This window comes from Pseudoalteromonas sp. S3260 (assembly GCF_005886925.1).
Taxonomy (GTDB): Bacteria; Pseudomonadota; Gammaproteobacteria; order Enterobacterales; family Alteromonadaceae; genus Pseudoalteromonas; species Pseudoalteromonas tetraodonis.
Map to the genome: position 1 here is coordinate 13,334 of NZ_PNCV01000043.1, position 24,042 is coordinate 37,375.

At 38.9% G+C, this 24,042-nt stretch carries 21 protein-coding genes; 3 read left to right on the forward strand and 18 right to left on the reverse strand.

Going from position 1 to position 24,042, the window contains the following annotated elements:
- Nucleotides 1–34 precede the first annotated feature (34 nt).
- From CWC14_RS08690 to CWC14_RS08735, 10 genes are all read right to left on the reverse strand, one after another.
- A complete protein-coding gene (locus tag CWC14_RS08690; protein ID WP_138562406.1) occupies nucleotides 35–772 on the reverse strand; it encodes a DUF1365 domain-containing protein in 738 nt (245 codons plus the stop codon).
- Nucleotides 765–2,018 carry an NAD(P)/FAD-dependent oxidoreductase gene (locus CWC14_RS08695; protein ID WP_138562408.1) on the reverse strand — a complete coding sequence of 418 codons (1,254 nt, stop codon included), beginning with the start codon at nucleotides 2,016–2,018 and terminating at the stop codon, nucleotides 765–767. Before CWC14_RS08695 ends, CWC14_RS08690 begins: the two co-directional genes overlap by 8 nt.
- A complete protein-coding gene (locus CWC14_RS08700) occupies nucleotides 2,015–2,725 on the reverse strand; it encodes an SDR family NAD(P)-dependent oxidoreductase (RefSeq protein ID WP_033104218.1) in 711 nt (236 codons plus the stop codon). The genes CWC14_RS08695 and CWC14_RS08700 overlap by 4 nt, the downstream gene beginning before the upstream one ends.
- Before the next feature lie 2 nt (nucleotides 2,726–2,727).
- Entirely contained in the window at nucleotides 2,728–3,156 is a 429-nt protein-coding gene (locus CWC14_RS08705) for a nuclear transport factor 2 family protein (RefSeq protein ID WP_036983980.1), read from the reverse strand.
- Nucleotide 3,157: 1 nt separating this feature from the next.
- Entirely contained in the window at nucleotides 3,158–4,552 is a 1,395-nt protein-coding gene (phrB, locus tag CWC14_RS08710; protein ID WP_138562410.1) for a deoxyribodipyrimidine photo-lyase, read from the reverse strand.
- On the reverse strand, nucleotides 4,552–5,505 hold the full coding sequence (locus CWC14_RS08715; protein WP_036983978.1) for a YbgA family protein: 954 nt from the start codon (nucleotides 5,503–5,505) through the stop codon (nucleotides 4,552–4,554). The genes phrB and CWC14_RS08715 overlap by 1 nt, the downstream gene beginning before the upstream one ends.
- An 8-nt stretch (nucleotides 5,506–5,513) precedes the next feature.
- The gene (locus CWC14_RS08720) at nucleotides 5,514–6,179 is read right to left on the reverse strand and encodes a ChrR family anti-sigma-E factor (protein ID WP_036983977.1); all 666 of its coding nucleotides are present in this window, start codon (nucleotides 6,177–6,179) and stop codon (nucleotides 5,514–5,516) included.
- A complete protein-coding gene (locus CWC14_RS08725) occupies nucleotides 6,172–6,795 on the reverse strand; it encodes a sigma-70 family RNA polymerase sigma factor (RefSeq protein WP_036983976.1) in 624 nt (207 codons plus the stop codon). Before CWC14_RS08725 ends, CWC14_RS08720 begins: the two co-directional genes overlap by 8 nt.
- 70 nt (nucleotides 6,796–6,865) lie before the next feature.
- Entirely contained in the window at nucleotides 6,866–7,444 is a 579-nt protein-coding gene (locus CWC14_RS08730; RefSeq protein WP_171034733.1) for an LON peptidase substrate-binding domain-containing protein, read from the reverse strand.
- A 228-nt stretch (nucleotides 7,445–7,672) separates the two neighbouring features.
- On the reverse strand, nucleotides 7,673–7,951 hold the full coding sequence (locus CWC14_RS08735) for a hypothetical protein (RefSeq protein WP_138562414.1): 279 nt from the start codon (nucleotides 7,949–7,951) through the stop codon (nucleotides 7,673–7,675).
- A gap of 281 nt (nucleotides 7,952–8,232) precedes the next feature.
- On the opposite strand from CWC14_RS08735, the gene trhA reads away from it, so the two are divergent.
- Nucleotides 8,233–8,862 (forward strand): PAQR family membrane homeostasis protein TrhA, encoded by a 630-nt coding sequence (gene trhA / locus CWC14_RS08740; protein ID WP_138562416.1) that lies wholly within the window; start codon nucleotides 8,233–8,235, stop codon nucleotides 8,860–8,862.
- Between the two features lie 179 nt (nucleotides 8,863–9,041).
- On the opposite strand, the gene CWC14_RS08745 is transcribed toward trhA, so the two are convergent.
- The 6 genes from CWC14_RS08745 to CWC14_RS08770 all read right to left on the reverse strand — a co-directional run bounded on the left by CWC14_RS08745 (nucleotide 9,042) and on the right by CWC14_RS08770 (nucleotide 17,572).
- Entirely contained in the window at nucleotides 9,042–9,608 is a 567-nt protein-coding gene (locus CWC14_RS08745) for a DUF8453 domain-containing protein (RefSeq protein ID WP_138562418.1), read from the reverse strand.
- Nucleotides 9,609–9,761: 153 nt separating this feature from the next.
- Nucleotides 9,762–11,951 carry a DEAD/DEAH box helicase gene (locus tag CWC14_RS08750; RefSeq protein ID WP_138562420.1) on the reverse strand — a complete coding sequence of 730 codons (2,190 nt, stop codon included), beginning with the start codon at nucleotides 11,949–11,951 and terminating at the stop codon, nucleotides 9,762–9,764.
- Complete coding sequence (locus CWC14_RS08755) at nucleotides 11,948–13,255, reverse strand: ATP-binding protein (protein WP_138562422.1); 1,308 nt, start codon at nucleotides 13,253–13,255, stop codon at nucleotides 11,948–11,950. The genes CWC14_RS08750 and CWC14_RS08755 overlap by 4 nt, the downstream gene beginning before the upstream one ends.
- Before the next feature lie 2 nt (nucleotides 13,256–13,257).
- Nucleotides 13,258–15,681 (reverse strand): tellurite resistance TerB family protein, encoded by a 2,424-nt coding sequence (locus CWC14_RS08760; RefSeq protein ID WP_138562424.1) that lies wholly within the window; start codon nucleotides 15,679–15,681, stop codon nucleotides 13,258–13,260.
- 693 nt (nucleotides 15,682–16,374) lie between these two features.
- Nucleotides 16,375–16,680, reverse strand: a complete 306-nt coding sequence (locus tag CWC14_RS08765; protein WP_036983973.1) for an MGMT family protein — start codon at nucleotides 16,678–16,680, stop codon at nucleotides 16,375–16,377.
- Nucleotides 16,670–17,572, reverse strand: coding sequence for a LysR family transcriptional regulator (locus CWC14_RS08770; protein ID WP_076921811.1), 903 nt, complete (start codon nucleotides 17,570–17,572; stop codon nucleotides 16,670–16,672). Before CWC14_RS08770 ends, CWC14_RS08765 begins: the two co-directional genes overlap by 11 nt.
- A 122-nt stretch (nucleotides 17,573–17,694) precedes the next feature.
- On the opposite strand from CWC14_RS08770, the gene CWC14_RS08775 reads away from it, so the two are divergent.
- The gene (locus CWC14_RS08775; RefSeq protein WP_171036835.1) at nucleotides 17,695–18,777 is read left to right on the forward strand and encodes an efflux RND transporter periplasmic adaptor subunit; all 1,083 of its coding nucleotides are present in this window, start codon (nucleotides 17,695–17,697) and stop codon (nucleotides 18,775–18,777) included.
- 2 nt (nucleotides 18,778–18,779) lie between these two features.
- Nucleotides 18,780–21,845, forward strand: a complete 3,066-nt coding sequence (locus CWC14_RS08780) for an efflux RND transporter permease subunit (RefSeq protein ID WP_138562428.1) — start codon at nucleotides 18,780–18,782, stop codon at nucleotides 21,843–21,845.
- Between the two features lie 56 nt (nucleotides 21,846–21,901).
- On the opposite strand, the gene rluF is transcribed toward CWC14_RS08780, so the two are convergent.
- A complete protein-coding gene (gene rluF, locus CWC14_RS08785) occupies nucleotides 21,902–22,891 on the reverse strand; it encodes a 23S rRNA pseudouridine(2604) synthase RluF (protein ID WP_138562430.1) in 990 nt (329 codons plus the stop codon).
- Between the two features lie 43 nt (nucleotides 22,892–22,934).
- Nucleotides 22,935–24,035: a DUF418 domain-containing protein gene (locus tag CWC14_RS08790; protein WP_502705419.1), complete on the reverse strand. Its 1,101-nt coding sequence runs from the start codon at nucleotides 24,033–24,035 to the stop codon at nucleotides 22,935–22,937.
- Between the last annotated feature and the right edge of the window lie 7 nt (nucleotides 24,036–24,042).

Below are 24,042 nucleotides of genomic sequence, written 5' to 3' on the forward strand. Positions count from 1 at the left end.
TATTACTTGTTAAACAACATAAATTAATAAAAAATTATGATCTACCTGAATGACCTAAAAATGGGACTTTTTTTACAAACAGTTTAAATGCCTGATAGTAAATACCTTTGAAAATAGACCATGTCATTGCTGGAAAACGCTTAAGCAATTTACTCATTTGTGCTGTGCAGAGTGTTTGACGCTGTAACCTTAACGATGCGTCAAAAAGTAATTCGTCATCACGCTTATTTTCTATACGTATCAGTATATTGTCTTGCTTTTGTCGAACAGTCCAATGGTAGTTCATATCTAAGTTCATGAAAGGTGATACGGAAAAAACTTTCTTAAAGTTCACTTTTTTTTGTAGTGGAACCAAGTAGTAATGTCGTTCATTCCATGGGATATTACTCACCTCAGCGACCATGTAGCTAAATTGATTATCGTCATGGCCAAAAAAATAAAAATTAACGGGGCTAAAGTAAATACCCAAGCAGCGTAACTGCCCTAACATATAAACATGACTGAACTTTTCTTCAACACCTAGCGCAGCTAACTGAGCGTGAGCACGCTCTACAATGGGCTTATTGTCAGTGTTCGCCAATCCTTTCAAATAGTCATACTGTTTAAATTTTAAAGCCTTAAATCCTGTGGTACCAAGTTGTTTATGTACCCCATTAAGTGCTTCGATGTTATTTAAGTCAACCCACATCATATAAAGCGGGTAATTAAACGCATGATGTTTAACAGCAAAACGGCGATGTTTAACATCGCCTAAATACACTGCATTAGTCAAACTCTACTCCAAATTGCTTGGCCACATCAACGGCGCTGCGCACACCATCCTCATGAAAACCGTTGTACCAATACGCTCCGCAAAAGTACGTGTTATTTTGCCCATCAACGGTATGCTTTTGCTGTTGAGCGGCAATAGATGATTGGTTAAATACCGGATGATGATAGGTAAATTCACGTAAAATTTTACTCTGATTAATACCTTCTAAGTGGTTCAAGGTAACGCAGAACTGTGTATCTGATTTGATCCCTTGCAGTATATTCATTTGATACGTAACCACCGCCGCTTTATCGGTATTATTATTGAGCAAATAATTCCAACTTGCCCATGCGGCTTTTCTATCCGGTAATAATGATTCATCAGTGTGAAGTACTACTGAGTTTTCTGTGTACGGGATAGCACCTAAAACAGTGGTTTCTTGCTCACAAGGATCGCCAAGCAAAGCTAAAGCTTGATCAGAGTGACAGGCAAAAATGACTTTATCAAACTGTGCTTGCTGATCATCTGCAAAGGTAATTGTTACGCCTTCTGCGTTTCTAGTCACAGACTTAATGTGACTGTTAAGTTTTATGTTGTCGGCAAAACCGGCAATTAAAGGCTTAATGTATTCTCGCGAGCCACCGGGAATAACGTACCATTGAGGTCTATTAGTAATGTCTAGCAAACCATGGTTGAAGAAAAACTTTACAAAAAACTCAACCCCTACATTTTCCATTTCTTTAATGCTAGTAGACCAAATGGCAGCACCCATAGGTAAAATGTAGTGGTATTTAAAGAAATCATTAAAACGATGTTGTTGTAATAATTGACCTAGTGATTGCTCTGTGTAGTGACCTTTCGCGTGCAAAGCCTTACATAACTTATTAAAACGCACGATGTCATACAATAAACGCCAAAATTTAGGTCTAACTATATTTCTGCGCTGAGCAAATAAACTACTAAATGTATGCCCATTGTATTCAAAGCCGGTTGCTTCGTTATGCACACTAAAACTCATTTGTGTCGGTTTACGTTTTACACCAATGCGTTCAAGCAACTTTTCAAAATAAGGGTACGTTCTATCATTAAATACAATAAACCCCGTATCTACCGCGTAATTAATACCGCTGTGCTCTACATCTACAGTTGCGGTGTGACCACCAATATAATCATTTTTTTCAAATAATGTGACATCGTAATGCTTGTGCAGTAAATGCCCGCAGGTTAAACCTGATACGCCAGTCCCAATTATTGCTATTTTTTTCAACGGGTTAATCCTTTTGCAATTTTAAGCCAAAGCGAAAGTGGCAATATTCGCAATGCTTTAAGTATAAGTGTAAAACGATAGGGGAAATGAACTTCTTTGCGGCGTTTAGCGACGCCTTTTATTATATAGTCAGCCGCTTTTTCGGCTGTAACAGCCATCGGCATAGGGAAATCATTTTTATCAGTTAAAGGGGTTTTCACAAAACCAGGGTGTACTAATGTCACATCAACATCAGTTAAATCTACCGCTAGGCTCTTAGCTAAATAGCTAACACCTGCCTTTGATGCGCCGTAGGCTTCTGAACGCGGTAATGGTAAATAAGTAACACTTGAACTAACCATCACTAATTGCCCGCCCGAGACTATTTTTGGCAAAAGTGCCTCTAAGCAGTAACCCATTGATAATAAATTAACATTAATAACGCGCTCAAATAAGGCGCTATCAAAATTACGTGCATCGTCAACATACTCGCAGTTGCCAGCATTGAGAATTACGCGGTCAAATTGAGTGTACCCTAACGTTGCCGCTTTTATATCTTGTAAATTAGTGGCGTCAAATTGGCAGGTTTCTATGTTGTTGTGTTTACCTAGTTCAGCAAGTTTTTGCGTATTACGCCCGCAAGCGATCACTGTATCACCCTGCTCGGCATACTTAATAGCAAGTTGTTCACCAATACCCGACGTTGCACCTGTAATAAGGGTAATCATAGTTAACCAGCCCTTTTATCAATAAAATTAATAATGTTGCCCAGTAATGGAATATGCTTATACAAAAGCTCACCAGCATTAAAGTAATCTCGATGTTTTACAATCTTGTCGCCTTCAAATACCAACTTGCTGTGCCCTTGCACTGAAATTGTATTGCCCGCGTTAAGTTTTGGGTGAGAATAATGCATTGTCCAATACACAAATGCGTTATTATCGTTGGTAAATGAGTCGGTTATGTCAAATCGACAATGCTTAACATTACTATATAAACCACAAAAATAACGCCTTAAATCTTCAAGGCCATTAATCTCGTGCAGCGGATCTATAAAGTGAATGTTTTGAGCGTAAATTTCAGTTAATAACTCTAGGTTATCTTTATCAAGCTTTTGATATATTTCTACAAATTTATCGACTGATAATTGGTTATCCATATCACACCTTAAATGCAGCTAAAGCCCTCGCTCGTGCCGCTTTATGATCAACTATTGCTGGCCAGTAACAGTGTTCACTTTGTCCCGTTGCTGCTAAGTAAGTATGTGGGAAATGAATGTGTTTATCTGGCACTTTTTGTAATTCAGGCAGATATTTACGGATAAAATCACCATTTGGATCAAAGCGTTCGCTTTGGGTAATGGGGTTGAATACCCTAAAGTAAGGTTGTGCGTCACAGCCGGTACTTGCAGCCCATTGCCAACCACCATTGTTTGAGGCTAAATCGCCATCAATAAGATGCTGCATAAAAAACTGCTCGCCCTTACGCCAGTCGATTAAAAGATGTTTAGTTAAGAAACTTGCCACTACCATTCGCAAACGGTTGTGCATCCAACCAGTTTGCAATAGCTGTTGCATGGCAGCATCAACAAGTGGATAGCCTGTACGGCCTTCACACCAAAGCTTAAACTCAGCCTCATTATCACGCCAAACAACACTATCGTACTTTTCGTTGAAATTAGCACCGCGCGATAATTTAGGAAATTCGGCAATGAGGTGTTTATAAAATTCACGCCAGATCAGCTCGTTAACCCAGGTAAACGTTTTACTTTTTGAGGTGGTCAGTATATCGGGGTAATGTTGTTGTATATTAACCATTAATTGTTTACTACTAACAACCCCTAGTGCTAAATAGGGGCTTAAACCCGATGTTCCTTTTACACTAGGTATATCGCGTACATCATCATAACTTGCTAATTTATCATGGATAAAATTATCGACTACATTAGCTAAAGTGTCGTCATCAACCGGCCATTTTTTTGAGCTGTCATCACTGCTGAGTAATTCACACGATTCAATCTCAATAGGATTTGAAGATAATGGCCACGGCACCAAGCTAAAGTGAGTATCTTGATATTGTTTTAGCCACGCCCGCTTAAAGGGCGTAAACACTTTATACATTTCATTATTTTGAGTGCGTACACTACCTACGGGAGCAATGATATCACCTTCGTATAAAGTAAATGTTATTTGCTGTTGATCGCATTGCGCTTGAATCGCTTTATCTCTATTAAACTCATTAAGTTCATATTCTTTATTGGCTATTATGTGTTTAATCTCATACTGCTGACAAAAATCGAGAAGCTTAGTTTGGCAGTCTGTGAAATAAGGAGCCTCTATCACGTGTAAATTAATGCCATACTCAGCTAATTTTTCACGGATATAACTGACTCTGCGTTTTAGTAAGTCAATTTGAATTGGGGCAGTATTATGCTGTGCCCATTGTTTTTCGCACACAAAAAAAATGGCGTGTTTAGCACCATTATTTAGCGCTTCAATAAGCGCTTCGTTAGAAAAAAGGCGCAAATCGCGCCTAAACCAAAATAGTGTATTCATTACAAACCGTAACGTAGCTTAAGTTCATTAGGATAAGGGTTAAAGTATATTTGCTTGCTTAAATACTCATTCGGGTGAACCTTTAAATGATGTTTAAGCAAGGTTAGTGGTACATAAAGCGGCACCAACCCTTGGCGATACTCGTCAATTGCATCTCGCATTTCTTCTTTTTCGATTTTTGATAAATCTTTTTTGAAGTAACCTTGCAAATGCATCAACGTATTAGAATTATTTTTTCTTGAAGCAGGTCGTTTAAGCGCGGTCATTAAACCTAAAATGTACTCGTCGGCTAGAGCATTAACATCGTCACCTACAAACGTTCCAAGTAGATTGCCTAAATCACGATACGCTTGATAATTATGAGCCATTAACAAGTATTTGTATTGAGCATGGAACTGGGTCAAACGATGTACAGTAACCGGCTCTTTCACTAACTGTTGCCAGTTATGTAATGTATAAACACGCATTACAAAATTCTCGCGTAAATGAACGTCATTTAAACGTCCATTTTCTTCGCAAGGTAGTAAAGGATTGTGTTTCATGATTTGTTCAGCAAAGAAGCCAACGCCCTCAGAGGTGTTACCCGTTCCTGCTTCATTGTAAATTTTTACCCGCTCCATGCCACAGCTTGGGCTCTTAGCACAAAAAACGAATCCACTTAGATGCCCCGCTTGTTCTGTAGCTATTTTTTTACCGTACTCTGTGAGCTGCGGGCCAACATCTCCCGTACCATCCGGACGACACACTTTAATAGTATCGCCTGTTTTTACTTGACGAATTGTTGGACGGGGTATTGGTAAACCTACCGCAACCTCAGGACAATACATTTTATATTCAACATGTTTTGCCAGCTCTTCCATACAAAAGTTAGATTTTTTGTGGCCGCTGTCAAATCTTACCTTTTCGCCTGCTAAGCAGGCGCTAATACCTATTTTTATTGTATCTGTTTGCATAGATTCTCTTAATAAATCAAGCCACCAATTGGGTTAAGTAACTTGCTAAGTCCTTTATTGAAATGTAGCGCACTACTAACAACAGTAAAGCACAAACATCCCTCTTTTGTTAAAGGAGTATGTTGATGACGGCCATCTTGCCAAATAAAATCACCTGGTACATAACTGCCTTCTTCATCTGTAAATTCGCCATCAAGAAGTAGCGTAACTTCAAAACCTGTATGTGTATGCTCAGGAATTTCGCCGCCTGCGTCTATGTGCAATAAACTCGAGCGCAAATGCCCATCGTCAAGCGCTATACGTGAACGAGCAAGCTTACCTACTTGTGTAAATTTGCTATAAGAAATACGTGTTAATGCTCTTGGTAAGCTGTAATTATGGTCATTCACATCAATAGTAACAGGTTCAACAGCATAAACTTCATCAATCGAATCGTCTGACGTGATTAATTCAAGCAACCCTGAGTCCGCTATATCGTCGCTTTGCTCATCGTTATTAACATTCATGTTGTCACTAAACACTGCTTTTGCATTACTTGCCTCGAGTTTTTCAACCTCAGCTTGGCATATTGGGCACATGTCTACATGAATAGATACGGCTAAGCTTAGTGATGCGGGAAGTGTTGCTGCACAGTATTGTGTAAGTAGTGTTTCACTCGGGTGATGTTTAATCATGCTGATCTCCCATTTCATTACGTAATTTCTGCAAGGCTAAACGTAATCGTGATTTTACCGTGCCTACTGGAATGTTTAATTGTTGAGCAAGCTGCTCTTGCGACATATCTTGAAAGTAAACACCGCGTACCACTTCTCTTTGTGCTTGTGGCAGTTTATCTAGGTAGCGCTTAATTTGTTTATCTTCAAGGTGGTCACTGTATTCGTGATGTGTATCTTCTGATTCATTCAATAACGGCCAGATGTCTTCGCTGATATTTTCTTCTTTGTTGCTTTTCATCTTTCGAAGCATATCAAAGGACGCATTACGCATTACCGTATAAACCCACGTAGTGGCTGCGCCTTTGTCGCTGTTGTACAAATGCGCTTTTCGCCACACTGAAGTGAGCGTTTCTTGCACCAACTCCATTGCTTGGGCTTCTACACCAAACTGCTTAATGCCAAAGCGTTTGATCTTTGGTGCAAAATATTCAAACAAGTACGCGAAAGATTTTTTATCGCGAGATTGGGCTACATTAACTAATGCTTCCCTGAGCTCCGTACTTGGCGTTTCTGGCATGGCAGTATACTTACCTGTGTTAGGTTCACAACGTAATATTTGTTGTTGACTTACCATAGTAAAATGTCCCGTTATAGCTTTTGTAAGTACCATTACGAGCTAAGAATATAAGCGGATCATAATTATTTTAGGCAAATTCATTATTAATCACAGTATGGAGGAAATTCAGCAAGTTATCAAAATTAGTTTCAAATGCAAGTTGTTGTTTTTTCTCAATAGAAATAGGGAGAAGCTCAAGCCATCTGGCAACAACCCAAGTAAGTTGATTAAACTGGGTATGTTTATAAAGAGACTGTAGCTGTGAATTATTAGAGAATACTTCTTCTAATGCCACTTGAAGTAGTTGATGTTCGCCAATGTCATGATTACTGCTATTGTACCAATAAGGTGTATTGCACGCAGAGACCTCACCATAGCGTAACTCCTGTTCGTCTTGGTACACGTTATCTAGTTGCACACTTTTTGATGCAAAAACATCAATCAACAGCATACCGCTTTCGTCTTGGTCGAAATCAATAATATCCATTAAACACCCTTGGGCGCTTATATTAAATGGTGTGTCGTGTTCGAAGGTGCAAAGTACAAAACCGCTGTTTGTTTTTAATGCGTTTTTAACCATCGTCAAATAACGAGGCTCAAATATACGTAATCGCGTATAGCCTTCAGGTAATATAAAAATAGGTAATGGGAAAATCGCACGTTTCATAAAGTCTACTTCTTTCAAACACTCTGCCTTTATTTACGTGCGCTCTATTGAAGTCGATCAGCTTTAGTTACATCGATTGTTTTACCGTGTAAGTGTATTCGCTAATTAAACCTCGTTCCCACATTTTTTATCATGTAAGCGATGTAATATACACTCAGTACACTTGCCACTGGCGCCAACATCAGGGCTAACAATTCGAACTCGCTGTTCATCACTTATTCCCTATTTTTATTGCTTTTGTTGTGTTTTTACTACAAGTTGCTTTTCATCAATGCCACTATTATCAACAACTGGGTTGGTTTGTAGTAAACCATCTAAAATAGCTTCGGCATCAAAAGAAACAGCTTCTTTTACTGACTCTTCAAGTTCATAGGTTGCTTGTGATACATAAGTAGACACTGTTTTAGTTAGCATATCTGTAATATCTAAATCGACCTCTGTAGCGTTAACGTTAGTTGAACCTAATACAAGTAAGCTTGCGATTGTGATGTTGATTGAAGTATTCATAATAGTATTCCTTGTTTGTTTATTGGTTAGTACGCTTAGTTACTATCAAGGGCTATGCCACAATAGAAAAACTTTATAAACCATTGTTTTAAAATGAAATAAATAAATTCAAAAGAAATCCACAAAATCTAGATTAGTAATTTTGACCAATGAATTTAAAAATAAAACCAAATAATAGTGTGTTTGTTAATGTTCAGTAAATTAATGACTTTATTTCGTATTTGAAAATTTCAGCGTACACATGTACACTAAAATTTATTCGCAAAGTGGTAAGATCTGTTATGTCTTTTGAAGCGCCCTATTCTAAAAAAGAAGAGCTATTAAATGTTGTTAGTCATGCTTTAGGTATTTTATTTGCTGCATTTGTAATTTGGGATTTATTTAAACAAGCTAACTCTGTAAAAGGTTACGCCAGCACAGTCGTTTATGGCAGCAGCTTATTTATTTTATTTTTGTCCTCTACTCTTTATCACGCCAGTGTTCGTCCTAAATTAAGAGCGTTTTATAAAAAATGTGACCACTGTGCTATTTACATGCTTATTGCTGGCACATATACCCCTTTTTTATTACTCTCTTTATCTGGGGTTTGGTCTTGGGCCACCTTGGTATTTATTTGGACAGTAGCTTTAGCTGGCGTTGCTTATAAACTGCTTGTTAAAAATGGTAATAAAAAAGTATCACTCGCTACCTATTTATTGATGGGCTGGTTTGCACTGGCAATTATATACCCACTTTACTCAAACTTACCTATCAACGCACTTTACTGGCTGCTTACTGGTGGTTTGTTTTATAGCGTGGGTACATTGTTTTACAGCGCTAAAAGCACTCAGTATAGCCACGCTGTTTGGCATCTTTTTGTTATTGGTGGATGTGTTAGCCATTATATTTCGATCAGTAATTATGTTTATTAGGCTGGTTAAGCCATTTAGATTAGTCTGGTTTGAGCGAGAAACAGACGGTCGCTCAAACTCGTTTTTGGACATAAATGAGATAGCTCAGAAACCGACCTGCAGCTTTATGCCACGAGCAGGTATTGATGACCCTTGATGTGTGGAATATATGTAGTCATGGTTTAACCATTTCGGCTTGTTTAAATTTGCCCAAAGTACAATTCTTTGACTAAAACTTGTCCTTGGGTTGTACTATAAGCCAATTCAACTCTTAAAAAGTTAAATAAATGATAGAGCTTCTGAATTTGCTCTTTACTATTTAATCTATCAAGATTCATTAAATCATGTGAATCATTTGGACTCATGCCTAATGGTCCACCAATGCTAATTGAGCAATTTAATTCCTTTTTTAACATGTTAGTTAGCTCAGATTGTGTAAGCTCTTTTCCCTGAAATAAAATTTTATACTTTAAATTTACAGCAGTTCCGCTACCATAATTTTTAATGTTATAACGATATTTGCCAACGGAACTATTAAAATACTCCATTTTTTCAATTACTGGCTGAATTGAATTTGAAAATTGCCTTTCATTATGTTTCAGACTACGCCATGCAAAAGTAAAGGTAATTAAGGTAGCAAACAGAGCTATCAAATCACTTAATTTAACTTCAAATGAAAACCCTTGACCGATAATTACACCAGCTGAAAAAATCAAAATAGTAGCAACAATTGTCATTTTATCCAATTTCAATATTCTTTCAGCCATTAGAGTCAAAGCAAAGTATCACTCAGAATTCTAAAGGCACAAAAGCTCCAATAAGTTAATAATAAAAAAGTATATTTAGCATGAAATATACAAAGAATTTGGTACTTTAAATTAAAAAATAAGAACAAATTTCAATTCAAAAAATGTACGAGTTCAGCTCAACTTTTTGATCAATACTCGGGCCTTCTCTACATCAAATGCTCTAGCGGCATACCCTTTTGCAAGAATTTCTTGAGGTAAATACTCATCAAACTTATCTATGGCTTTTTCTGCAATAGCATCAGCTAAATCAATTGCTGATATAGTTTGATCATCTCGAAAGCTTTTAAGAGCCCCGATAACATCATCAATTAAGGTATTCTCAACTTCTATAATTCCTGCAAATGCACCTGCTCCAAACCCTTTGTGTATAAGTACTGCAACGAGTGTATTTACAACTTTATCGCCGGCCCAGGGCAAAACAACGGCTGTATTGCCATACTGTAAGAAATGCGTACTTTCAAGTTTTGCAGTTTTAAAAAAGTCGGCCCCTTCTTTGAAAAGTGCTTGAGCAACTGCATCACCAAATTCAATTCTTTGTTCACCAACTTGAACTCTGTAGTCACCTTCTTCCAGAATTTTAAGCATTTCTTGTCTCACTACATCATGTACAGCCATCCCTGAACCACCAAATTTAGGTGGTTTCCCTCCTTTTGCATGCTGTACTGAGATCACTTTTTTGTCTGTATCGACTAGCTTAACCACCCAACGTTTACCCGCAAATATAATATGTTGGCCTTCTAAAATTAGACTGTCTACGGGCAATGTCCCTAATGTTTTACTACCAGTTACGATTCTAAATTCTTCAGGTGTTTTAAAAACGGCATAAAACGTATAATGATTTGTTACTTTTTCCCCCATATAACCTAAAACAAGTTCACCACTACCCAGCTGGGTAATAAGCTCTATATTTCCCATGTGAGATAGCAAACCTTTAAAATGCGTAACAGTAACTTTTTGGAATGGCCCGTCTTTACAAAGTAATACGTATATTTGATCTGCTCTTATACCCCCCCATTGCGCGATTAGCGCTAAGATTTGATGAAGTAATGTTGAAAAGTGATAGAGCGAAGTGTCTGCCGGTTCATACCACTTACTTGCAACCAATAACCGTATCATCGCTAGCGATTGAACTAATTCAAGCCGCAGTTTATCTACAATACTTGATTGCTCTGTAAGTTCAGCCTCTGTTATCAGCATTCGCAAAATACTAGCGCCACCACGCCTACCTGAACGACCCATGCGCTGCCGTAAACTTGCAATAGAATGCGGCGCAGTAACTTGCACGACAGAGTTAACCTTGCCTATATCAATGCCTAACTCCAAAGTCATAGTACACACTGCTGTAGTGGGCTTTTGATCTTGCTGAAGCCGAGATTCAAGTGTTTCTCTCATTTCTTTGGCTAACGAGCCGTGATGTGGAAAAAACTCGTTAGGCACAGTGTTACTCACACACATCTCAGCAAGAGTGGTCGCAATGCTTTCGGTGCGACTTCTGCTGTTTGCAAACACCAAGTGGTTTCCACCACGGCAAAGGCCATATAAATCGTTACATACGCTTTGCTCCGCAGTAACCGCCTCATCTGTTACTACAGCGCTTTCAATGTATCCCTTCACTTGCATTTTTAACGTTGATGAAGACTGCGTTTGCTTTATTATTTTACAAGACAGTGATTTGTTGGGTCTTAAAGATGCCGGGACACTTTCTAAGTCACCTAAAGTGGCACTTAAAGCGGTTCTGGGGATTGGTGCGTTTACACGGCCAAGCAGATGCTCTAAGCGGTGCAGTAAGCTCAATAAGTGATGGCCACGCTCAGTACCAATAAATGCGTGAAATTCATCTATAACTATATGCTTTAAATTTTGAAAAGCAGACTTTACCCAGCCACTGTCTCTTATTAATAATGACTCTAGAGACTCTGGTGTAATTAAAATGATGCCAGATGGATTTCGTTTCAGCTTATTTTTTCGACCTTGAGAGCTATCACCATGCCAGGGGGTAACTTGTATGTCTAACAAATCTGACAAGCTTTCTAGCCTTCGGTCTTGATCGTTTATTAACGCCTTTAGCGGGCTGATATATAAAATACCCACACCGCTTACTTCATCTGCGATGCTACTTATTGCAGGTAGAAAAAATGCTTCAGTTTTACCTGCGGCAGTAGAGGCACTAATAAGCACATCAGTATTGCCTGAAAGAATAGGGTCAATTGCTAAACATTGTATCTCTCTGAGCCGATCCCAACCTTGTTTAAAAATCCACTGCTGAATGCGAAAATCGAGCTTTTCGTGTGCGTCGATCATATTTTAAAGTCAGCTAGCTCATCGTCTTCAGATTCAATGCCTAACTCTACATCGGAAGGTTTTTCCTTTGCTATATCAACATTTTCTATTAAGCTGTCCCACGAAATGTTTGGGTTTTGATCAATCACGGCAAGCATATCTAAAAACGCTTTGATCGTATTTCTTGGCGTTCTGAAGTAAGCGTCTCCAATTGTTTTACTGCAATGGACTAAAAATGCTTTTAGGGACTCGTCAGGCACTAAATATAGCGATTCGTCACCTGATGCAAAAACATGTCTCAGGTTTTTAAGTAGTATAAATAATTCTTCTGGGGTTAAACTTGCCAAGTGTAATGCGGGGGATGAGTAATCAATAACACCAGCTTGTTTAGCAAATGTGTTGCCAGCGAGGCGAGATTGCAGAGCCTCATAGCTATATAACCCTTTTCTTGGATCAAGTAAAAACTCGGGTGTACCACCGAGTAAAAACCCTAAGTACTCAGCCGATCCTTGTAAGCAGTCGTTGAGTATTCTTAGAATTTGCTCGTAATTTGATAATCGTGCTTGGGTGCTATTGAGTTTGTATAGATTTACCATTTCATCGAGGTTAACTAATAACCCTTCGTAGCCAGCTTGCCTTACAAATAAACTCATCAACTTTAGAGAATCATAAAACGATGCATCTGAAATAATACTTCTTATACCAAGATCTTTGCGAGCATCTGTTTTTGTTGCATATTCTGCTCTTAACCATTTTACAGCGTTGTTCTTAAGTTGCTCGTTATCTGTTTCATGGCCTGTCCAGTATGCTTCTATAACTTTTGCAAAGTCGTAACCACCTACAAGCTCAGAGAGAGACGCGAGCCTTTCGTGGATCACTGTGGTTATTTCTTTGCTTGTATTATCAGCTTCTTTTCGTGCCTCGGTAATAAACTTTTCAACCACACTGGTCAATGCATTACCATCAGGCTTATTACGAGTAGACATGTTTCTCATTAACTCAGAATACAAGTTTCTGGCTTGTCCTGATGATGCATGAATACGACGGTCGGGAGATAAGTCCGCATTAACAGTAACTAGCTTTCGCTCTAATGCTATCGCCCTTACAACACTTAAAAAGAATGTTTTACCTGAGCCATATTCGCCAATAATTAACCGAAAAGCAGAGCCGCCCTCTGTCACTCTGTCGATATCTTTAATGAGCGCTTTAAGTTCATTACCACGGCCTACTTGTATATGCTGTATGCCGACTTTTGGGGTAACACCTGATTTAAGAGATTGTATAATTGCATCACGCTCTTTTGCTCTAATTTTTTTTGCTGTCATTGCTATAACTCCCTTATTTCTTCGACTATTTCTTCATCGATGTATATATCACCGTCGTCATCAATTACTGGTGCATCTACTAAATCAAATGACCAGTCATTAATGGTTTCTATAGCACCATCGACCATTAATTTTAGCTCACTACATATTTGAGCTACCTCTTCGCGACCCCATTGCGCTTTAGCACATAGCTTTTCAAACAACTGGCTATGAGCCTGATCTAACCCATCAACTTCGTTTGTCAGCTCTGAGACTTCAATATAATCGCTTTCATCTTCATCTGAGGTAAAGATCTTTTCCAGCATATTTTTAGCTTCTGTTGTTTGGCTTTCATGAAGGGCTAAGATTGTTTCATCTAAGCTAAATTCTGATGAGTTTTGACTTTTTGGCGCAAGCTGGTGACTACTTGTAGTAAGCTGATGAATATCACTCGTGACAGACTCTTTATTCAATCCTAAATTCGCGTAGAGTTTTTCGATTTGTTTTACTTCTTTGTTATCGACGTTGCCATCTGCGAGCGCAATAGACAGAATAAACCGCTTCACAAATTCTATTTCTGTTTCACCTAAATTATTAAGTCTATTTTTTAACCCTGCATTATCAGATGGTGTAACTAATCGCCATGTAAGATAAGCCTTTAAAGATCGCTTTTCTGTATCAGTTAATTTTTCATCATGAGTAATTAGCTTTTCTAGCTCAGAACTTTCAGACTCATCTACAACCCCATCTATATTTGCAACCATAGCACCTAAACGCAGTGCGATACCAACTTGGATAAACGCATGACTAGGGACGAACTCTTCCCCATGCCCTGGAGTAAATAATACAAGTTTGTCATCTAACTTAGGTTTTGCATGGTGGTAACGCAAGTCAGGCGCAATACCTATATCAGCAAAGCTCGCCAAGTTATAAATGAGTTCACTTTCCTTTTTATTTATCGCTTTTGGTGCTGGTAAGTCTGTTTGCAACCAAAATTCAGATACATTTGTTACCCCATCATTTTCTAAAATGATAGCCTTAGCCCACGCTTTAAACTTTTCGATTAATGGTGATGGTTGGCTACTAGCAATGGCGCGAGGCAACAGCATTAATCCAGCTAAATCACCTTTGCTGGTATCAGCCTTAGCTAAATAACGGCTATAACTAGCTAGTTCCTCAGTGGCTTTATCTGCTATAGGGATGAGCTTTTTTATAGGTGCTTTTAATATGCTCGGATCAGGCAAACCGTCGAGTGAAATTTTAACACTAGGAAGGCTGCCGCTAGCAGCAAAGTACTCAGCGTTTAATTTAGTTTTATTAGGCTTAACCTGCATTCCCTCAGGGAATTTTTGCTTGTAGTAAAGTTTAAAAAGTGCATCAAACTCTACATCGCAACGCCTAGCTGCTGTTTTTAAATTGTATTGGTCTGTATTTTTGATCCATTCAAGTGCCAGCTCATCATCGACTCTTTCTGTGGTAGCTATTTGCTCTGAAAGACGTAATTTAAAAAGTAGTGAATGACGCGTCTTCGGTAATATGTGTTTTTTACTTTTAAATAATTCAGGTTTTAGTAAATACATAAATTCTAAAAAGTTTGCTGAGTAACCAGCAAAAGATCGATTTGAAGCAAATACCTTGTGTAAACGAAGGACTTCATTAAAAATATCCTCGAATTGTTCATCTGCAACTTTATCGTCTGTGTTGTTCACAACAACAAATCTTTCAAATCCATAAAAGTACAAAAACACGAATCCTATTGGGGTACTGGCTGCGCTTCTGTCGGTTGCCAACCAGTCGAGGTAGGCGCCTCTACATTGCCTAGAAAGTCTGCTATAACTCGGCCAGTAACCTAGCGAATCATCAGTGTAATAACCCAGTTGGTGCCCTAAAGGTATTGATGCAGGTAAAGTATAGTTTATTAGCGCAGGGTCAGAGTCATAACTTCTCATAGACTCCATTTGCTCACCTATGTATATCAACCCCATTAGCTTACGCTTTTGTACAATAGTTTCTTTATTCTTATCAAGCCATTGGGCTTTTCTTGTACTTTTAACGCTTATATTTTGAGGCTCAGTGCTATCAAAAATATTAAATGTAGCTAAATCGTCTTTAGAATGTGTCGAACTATCAGCACTTTCTATAATTGGGGTAGGTATATTAACTACGGTGATACGAGGTTTTGGATTAATCTGCTTTGCAGTGGTTAATTCATTCGTTTGTTCGTGTAACTCAACACTTACTGATGCATTATTAATTTTAATAGATTTTATCGGGCTGCTTTCGTCATTTGGTAGATCAGATATAGAAGCTGGCGAATCAGGAGTTTCTTTTATACTTTGCCTCGGATTATTTATTACTTTAGGCTTTTTTTTATTTGAATTTGAGCGTGAACTGGTACTTAACCAAATTATCAAAATAACAACAGTAATTACAAAAATGAACTCCATACAACATCCCTTTAAAAATGGTTGCCACCATTTTATTATTTAAACTCCATCTGTAACTATGATACTACTAAAAAAATCAGAAAGGTGTAATACTGCTTTTAGCTAATTTCAATTGTTATTTATCAAACAATAAAATCGTCTTTAATAAAGCTTTAATTTTGCACAAAGCTCACCACAGAGGTTACTTGACCATCATTATTTAGCTAATACACCTTAAATTAGCAAAATATTAAGGTTAACTTGAACCTGATTCATTCGCTAGTGAATTATTGCTGCTCGTTCAAAGCCATTCTTAGAGCATTTACTTTAAGTTATTTTGGGGCAGAAACGAGTTACGGCTGATAGTCGGCTCATGGCACACAGCCGACAGTCAATATAGATGGTTTAACTTACAGTACAAATCAGTTATTTATATCGCTAACGGGTAAATTGGGCTGTTTCTGGTAAATTCATTATTTTTGTCGGATGGCGAGGCTCCGCCACTTGTCCAACCTACATTAAAAGGTAGGTTGGTTAAGCCGAAGGCGCCACCCAACAGATTTTCAGATACACGCCTTTAAAATCCGCTCATGGCACTCTCTGGCTACTCGACAACATTAAATATTGAGAATTATTGGCAAGGTATTTTACTTTGTCGGATGGCGCTTCGCTTATCCGACCTACGCGTACACTTATCTGCTGAGAGTGGTTATATCACTCCCATCTACACTCGCGCATATTCACTTTATTATTGTTAAAATTAACACCTTCTAATAACAGTTTTTGTCGTTGTTCTTGGTATTTATCGCTTCCTTCGGGAAACGATATTTTACCTTGGCTATTAACCACTCGATGCCACGGGATCGCCGAATCTTTAGGCATCTCTTTTAATAATCGGCCAACTAGCCTTGCATTATTAGGATACCCTGCAAGCGCCGCTACTTGGCCATAACTGGCAACACACCCTGAGGGTATACTCGCAATAATAGTATAAATAACCGTTTCTTTATTAACGTCCATTATTATTTAAGTACTCCTGACTGAGTAATTCAAATTGCTGCCAAATTTTACGGGCAACAGGACCATGGTGCATAGCATGTTGACGAAAAGCACGAATTTGCGCGCTAAACTGATGCTCTCTGTCTGTTACTATTATTTGCTGTAATGAGCCCGCGGCAATTTCTTTTTTACAGTGGCCTAAGCTCATCATTGCCCATCCTGCACCTGACAATAAAAACGACTTTAGGGTAGATATGTCATCTATTTTCATCACCGCAGCCCCTTTAGAATAAGACAGCCTGTCGCTGTCTATGCTCAAGCCACTTTCAAACATCGCTAAACACGGGTAAAGCTGTAACTCATCGTAGGTAAGCTGCTTAGGTAAAATCCCTTTTGCGCCAACAATACCTATATCGAGCTTGCCTATCGGTAAGCTTTCTAAATCGCCGGTGGCATGAAATAAATCAAACCATGGGCCAATCCCAAGCTCGGCTTGGCCGGTATTCACTTGCTCTAAAGATACAAACCGTTTACCACTGGTTAAACGAAATTCTGTACTAGAAAAATGCTTAAAAGTATTACTTATGATCTCGTTATAACTTTGCATATGACAAATTTGCTCATAGCAAACTCTATATTGCGCTTCATTCCCCAGCGCCAGCTCGGTTGCAAGCTGTGTAAGCTGCTCATTCGCGTTTAAAAGCTGTTTAGCTTCACGATGAAAAATACGTCCTTTTTCGGTAAGTTGTAATCGGTATTTAGAACGGTCGAGTAGATCAAAACCTAATTTCGCCTCTAAGTTTTTAATCGCCAGTGTCAATGCAGGCTGAGTTTTATGTAGCTTTAATGCAGCGCCACTTAAGCTCGCACTTTGCACAATAGCATCTAAAATTTGTAATTGGTTAAGTTTCATAGCCAGCCCAGCACATTATAAGTAAAACTTATTGAGTTTCTAAAATTTAATGAATTTTATTTTATATGTTTGCAGCGTATGCTGCACTGACTTATTTAGCCTTTTTTTATCATGGAGATATAATGCCACTGTTTCGCTTATGTTTACTATCTGCGACATTACTAAGTTTAATAGGCTGCTCGGAGCCCGAGAAAATAGTTAAAGAAGAGCCGATTCGCCCTGTTAAATTATTTAGTATTGGCCATGATTCGCAAACAAACATACGCAGTTTTCCTGCGGAAGTCGTTGCAAACCAGGGCTCGTACCTGGCTTTTAGGGTCAATGGTGAGTTGGTTGAATTTCCTGTATTAGCCGGTGAGCAGGTAAAAAAAGGGCAACTATTGGCGAAATTAGACCCTGAAGATTTTCAATTACAATATAATGAGCGTAAAGCGCGCTATGAACTGGCTAAGTCGCAGCTAAAACGTATTAAACAATTATTCGACAAAAACATCACGAGTCAATCAGAGCTTGATCAAGCGGTTGCCAATGAACAAGTCGCTGAGTCAGCGTTTAAAATTGCAGAAACAAATTTAGAGTACAGTGAACTTCGTGCTCCTTTTGCTGGCATAGTAGCCAAAGTGTTTGTAAAAAACTTTGAAAGTATTCAAGCAAAACAAAATGTTTTGCGCTTAGAAACCCGCGATTTTATGGATGTAGCAATACAGGTTCCTGAAAAAATCGTGGCACGTATTCAAAAAGATACCCAATATCAACCTATGGTTGAATTTGATGGCTATCACGACAAGCAATACAAACTCACGCTTAAAGAATGGGATACCCAAGCCGATCCTGCAACACTCACCTATAAAGTGGTGTTTTCATTACCGGTGCCAGAAGATTTTAACTTACTTGCGGGTATGTCGGGACAAGTGATGATAGATTTGAGCAAAGTTACACGCTCACAAACCCCCTACACTATTTTACCTATTGAGTCGGTATTTTCAGATCCTAATAAAAGCCTAAGCGATAATGCCTATGTGTGGGTTTTTAATCAGCAAACTGGCACTGTGCATAAACAAGCAGTACAAGTGGGCCAATTGCATCACGACACTATCGAAGTGCTTAGCGGCGTAAAAGAAGGCCAACAAATTGTCTCTGCCGGTGTTCACTCTTTAAAAGAAGGCATGTCTGTTCGTCCTTGGAATAAAGAGCGAGGCTTATAATTATGGGCTTTGCGCAACTATCTATTGAGAAAAAAGTCATTAGCTGGATGTTTACGCTGTTGCTGTTAATTGGCGGCAGTGTATCTTATTTTGATTTAGGCCAGCTGGAAGATCCTGAATTCACTTTAAAAAAAGCCATGGTGATCACTTTATATCCAGGCGCCTCTCCACAGCAAGTCGAAGAAGAAGTGACATTTCCGATTGAAAATGCCATTCAACAGCTCCCCTATGTTGATTATGTCACCTCTATTTCATCCAATGGTAAATCACAAATTACCGTAGAAATGAAAAGCACCTATCGGAAACAGGAGCTAAGACAAATATGGGATGAAATGCGTCGTAAAATAAACGACCTCAGCCCGTCGCTGCCAAGTGGTGTTTACCCCAGTAATGTGATTGATGATTTTGCCGATGTTTACGGCGTTATGTTTGCCGTCACGGGCGATGGCTACTCGTATGATGAATTAAAAGACTATGTTGATTATTTAAAACGTGAACTTGTTTTAGTTAAAGGAGTGAGCAAAGTTACAATTGCAGGCCAACAGCAGCCACAAGTAATGGTTGAGGTATCGACGCAAAAGCTTGCCCAACTCGGTATTGCGCCTAGTCATATTTATGATTTACTGCAATCACAAAACACCGTATCTAACGCTGGACGTATTCGCGTGGGTGATGAGTCTATTCGCTTGCACCCTACTGGTGAATTTAAAGATGTAAAAGAACTTGAAACCTTATTAATTTCAAAGCCTGGTGCCAGCGAACTCATTTATCTAGGCGATGTTGCAAAGGTTTACCGTGAATATGCTGAAGTACCGACTAATGTGATTCATTACAATCAACAACATGCTCTGCTTATTGGTGTGTCGTTTATGTCTGGGGTTAATGTTGTTGATGTGGGTAAACACATAGATGAGCACTTAGCATCTCTTGAGTATCAACGCCCGCATGGTATTGATATTAGCTCAGTGTATAACCAACCTAAAGAAGTAGAGCAGTCGGTAGATGGCTTTATTGTTAGTTTAATAGAGGCCATTGCAATAGTTATTGTAGTACTACTTATTTTTATGGGCTTTAAAAGTGGGGTTTTAATCGGCGGTATATTATTACTGACCGTATTAGGCACCTTTATATTTATGAAGCTGTTTGCGATTGACTTACAACGTATATCATTAGGTGCGCTAATTATTGCACTAGGTATGCTGGTCGATAATGCCATTGTTGTGACCGAAGGTATTCTCATCAACCTCAAGCGCGGACAAACAAAGCTTAAAGCGGCAATTAATATTGTCGATCAAACTAAGTGGCCACTACTTGGCGCAACAGTTATTGCCATAACCGCTTTCGCACCGATTGGTTTAAGCTCAGATGCCAGTGGTGAATTTGCTGGTAGCTTATTTTGGGTGCTGTTTATTTCTTTGCTCTTGAGCTGGATCACCGCAATTACGCTCACGCCGTTTTTTGCCCACTTGATGTTTAAAGAAACCGAATTTAAACACGAACATAATCAAGAGCATGAAGACCCTTACCAAGGCATCATATTCAATGGTTATAAAGCGATATTAAATTTAGCTATGCGCTTTAGAAAAACAACCTTAGTCCTTATGGTTGCCCTTTTATGCAGCGCTGTAGTGGGGTTTGGTGCAGTAAAGCAATCATTTTTTCCAGCCTCGAATACCCCGATGTTTTATGTCGATTACTGGCAAGATCAAGGCGCTGATATTCGCGCAACCCTTGAGGGCATTAAGCAGCTAGAAGCTTATTTACAAAAGAATGAACTGGTCACAGAAATCACCAGTACAGTTGGCCAAGGTGCGCCGCGTTTTATGCTGACCTACGCGCCTGAAAAATCCTACCCTGCTTATGGGCAGTTAATTATTCGTGTCACCAATCGTGAAGCCGTCGCAAAAGTCATGCAAAAAGTGCGTGATTACGCACAGCAACATCCACTGTCTGCAAAGTTAAAAGTAAAACCAATGGAAATTGGTCCGTCAACCGATGCTAAAATAGAGGCGCGGTTCTCAGGCCCCGATCCGGTTGTTTTAAGACAGCTTTCATCACAGGCTAAAGAGATTATCGCCAAAGACGACGGTGCCTTTAACATTCGAGATGATTGGCGTGCACGCACTAAAATGATTCGTCCGCAATTTAATGAACAAAAAGCGCGCCGTTTGGGGATCACCAAATTTGATCTTGACCAAGTTCTGTTAACGAGCCTGTCGGGTAAGCAAGTGGGTGTGTATCGTGATGGTACACAATTATTGCCTATTATTGCCCGCTCACCGGCCAGCGAGCGCTTAAATGTAGACAGTGTTCACGATTTACAAATTTATAGCCCTGTTTTACGCGTGTTTGTGCCGGTTACCCAAGTGGTTGATGAATTTATTGTTGAGTGGGAAGACAGCTTAATTATGCGTCGCGATCGTAAACGCACCATTACTGTGATGGCAGATCATGATGTTTTGGGTGATGAAACACCTGCAAAATTATTTGCTCGGGTTCGCGCTGAGGTTGAAGCAATTGATTTACCTCGTGGCTATGAAATGCAATGGGGCGGCGAGTTCGAATCATCAAGCAAAGCGAAAAAGGCTATTTTTGGCTCGTTACCACTGGGCTATTTAGCAATGTTTGCAGTAACAGTATTACTGTTTAACTCAGTGAAAAAACCTTTGGTTATTTGGGCAACTGTACCGCTGGCTATTATTGGTGTTAGTGCAGGCTTATTAGTGATGAATGCACCGTTTAGCTTTATGGCGCTACTAGGATTATTAAGCTTAAGCGGCATGCTAATTAAAAACGGCATTGTACTGGTTGATCAAATAAACTTAGAACTGAGTGAAGGTAAATCGCCATATCAAGCAGTGTTTGACTCAGGCATAAGCCGTGTACGCCCTGTAGCCATGGCCGCTATCACGACAATACTTGGCATGATCCCATTACTATTCGATGTATTTTTTCAGTCGATGGCGGTCACCATTATGTTTGGCTTAGGGTTTGCGACCATACTGACGCTAATTGTAGTACCGGTTTTATACACTGTGGTATTTAGGATTGATTACCCCAAACAGTAGGCTAACAAAAACGCAGCTAAGGCTGCGTTTTTATTTGCTTTTTTACAAAAGCTTAATTACTTTTTTAAGCTTAACGTGCCACTGCTGCGGGTTTTGTTTCCTGTGGCACTATTTGCTTTGTGAGTATTTGATTTACCCACATAAGTAGTAGAGCGTTTTTGGTAAGGGGTATTTCGACTATTTTTTTTAGCTTGCTTTTGTTGCTCGTCATTATTTTCACGACGTGGTTTTCCGCCCTGAAAATCACGCTTATGAGCAGGTTTAGCGTGACTATTTTTAGCTTGTTCAGTGTAATTGCGCTGTTCAGCATCATCATAAAGTGAGTGTTCTTGCGTTTTACCTGAATCAGCAATCGAGTCGTTAATGACCGCCATTTCAGCGTCACTTAAATGTCGCCACTGCCCTACTTTTAAGCCTTTGAGGGTTACGTTCATAATACGCACACGTTTTAGTGTAACCACTTCGTAACCTAAGTATTCACACATACGGCGAATTTGACGGTTTAAACCTTGGGTTAAAATAATGCTAAATTGCTGCGCACCGGTCTGAGTAACTTTACACTTTTTAGTCACGGTATCTAAAATAGGAATACCGTTCGCCATTTTATTTACAAACTGACGATTAAGTGGTTTGTCTACAGTTACCACATATTCTTTTTCGTGGTTATTGCCAGCTCGCAAAATTTTATTAACGATATCGCCTTCATTGGTTAAAAAAATCAGCCCTTCTGAGGGTCTGTCTAAACGACCAATCGGAAATATACGTTCAGGATAATTAACGGCTTTAACTATATTACTTTGAATTTTACGCTCTGTGGTACAGGTAATGCCCACAGGCTTATTATAAGCAATATACACACGTTTAGGTGGTGCTTTTAATGGTTTACCATCAACCAAAACTACATCTGATTGGGCAACTTTAACACCCATTTCTGGTAATTTGCCATTAACGGTAACACGACCTTGCTCAATATATTTATCGGCTTCGCGGCGAGAGCAAAACCCGGTTTCACTAATAAATTTATTTAAACGCTTCAAGTCTGTCATCTGGCAAATCTTCTTAAATATAAAGGCGCATAGTTTAAACTACTCAAGCTATTTTTTCGCGGTTAATTTTCGCTAATTTACGCCATAGGTATTCAAGCGGGCCTTGCTTAAAATACCGGCAATAAATAGCTGTAAATATTAGCTGTACAATCACTAAGCTAATGGCTAGTAGCCAATAATCGAGTCGATTAAAACTAAGCGTCCACTGCGGAAAAAAAACTTTAAACAACAATAACTGCATAATGGTTTGGCTTATGTATAAAGTAAACGCTAAGCGTCCAACTTGTTGGATAAGCCCCCCTATGTGGGCGCTGTTGTCACAAAGTTTAACGATTAAATGAATATAAAGCAGTGCAACACATAAGGCAGCAAGTTCATTAACAGGCTCTTGTAAGGCATAACCAATACCTTGATTGTATGGCACTAACATTAACCTTAAGCTAATAAATAACGCACTTAATATAATAAGCTTAATAAGCAGCGCCTTACTAAGCCCTTTACTAAACACACCGTATTTGTAAGCCAAAATACCAATTAGCATAAACCCAGCACTAGCCCACAATAATAAAATTGGCACAGCAAGCAACATATAGGCGCTCATTGCTATATTTTGGCTAAAGTGAGCACCGATGCTTTGGTAGTAACTAGTGTATATTTCGTAGTACTCGGGGGAATCTCTGTATAATGGCGCCTCATTAAGTCCTAACATAAATATGGCAATGGTCATTAAAGAAATAAAAGTAAAAAAAGCTGCTTTGTTTTTAAGTTCTTCATTAGTGCAATCTAAATAGCGCAATATAAATAAACCTGACACCCCATATAAAAACAAAATGTCGCCCGCCCACAATAAAAAACCATGTATTAAGCCAAACACAATTAGCCAATGTAATCGTTTTTTTAGTGGCTCAGTGCATTGGTATCGCTGATACTGAATATAAAGACCCGCACCAAACAGTAAAGTGAATAAAGTGCGAAACCGCCCTTCAACAAATATAAGGCTTAGTATGTTTAGAAACTGATCGCTAGGTGGTGGTGTTGTGAGTGGCGTGTAATTAAGCTCGAAAATAGCGAAGGAAAAACAGTTAATAAATACCAGACCAAGTACGGCTATACCCCTTATAAAGTCCATATTATAATTGCGCAAAGCATGA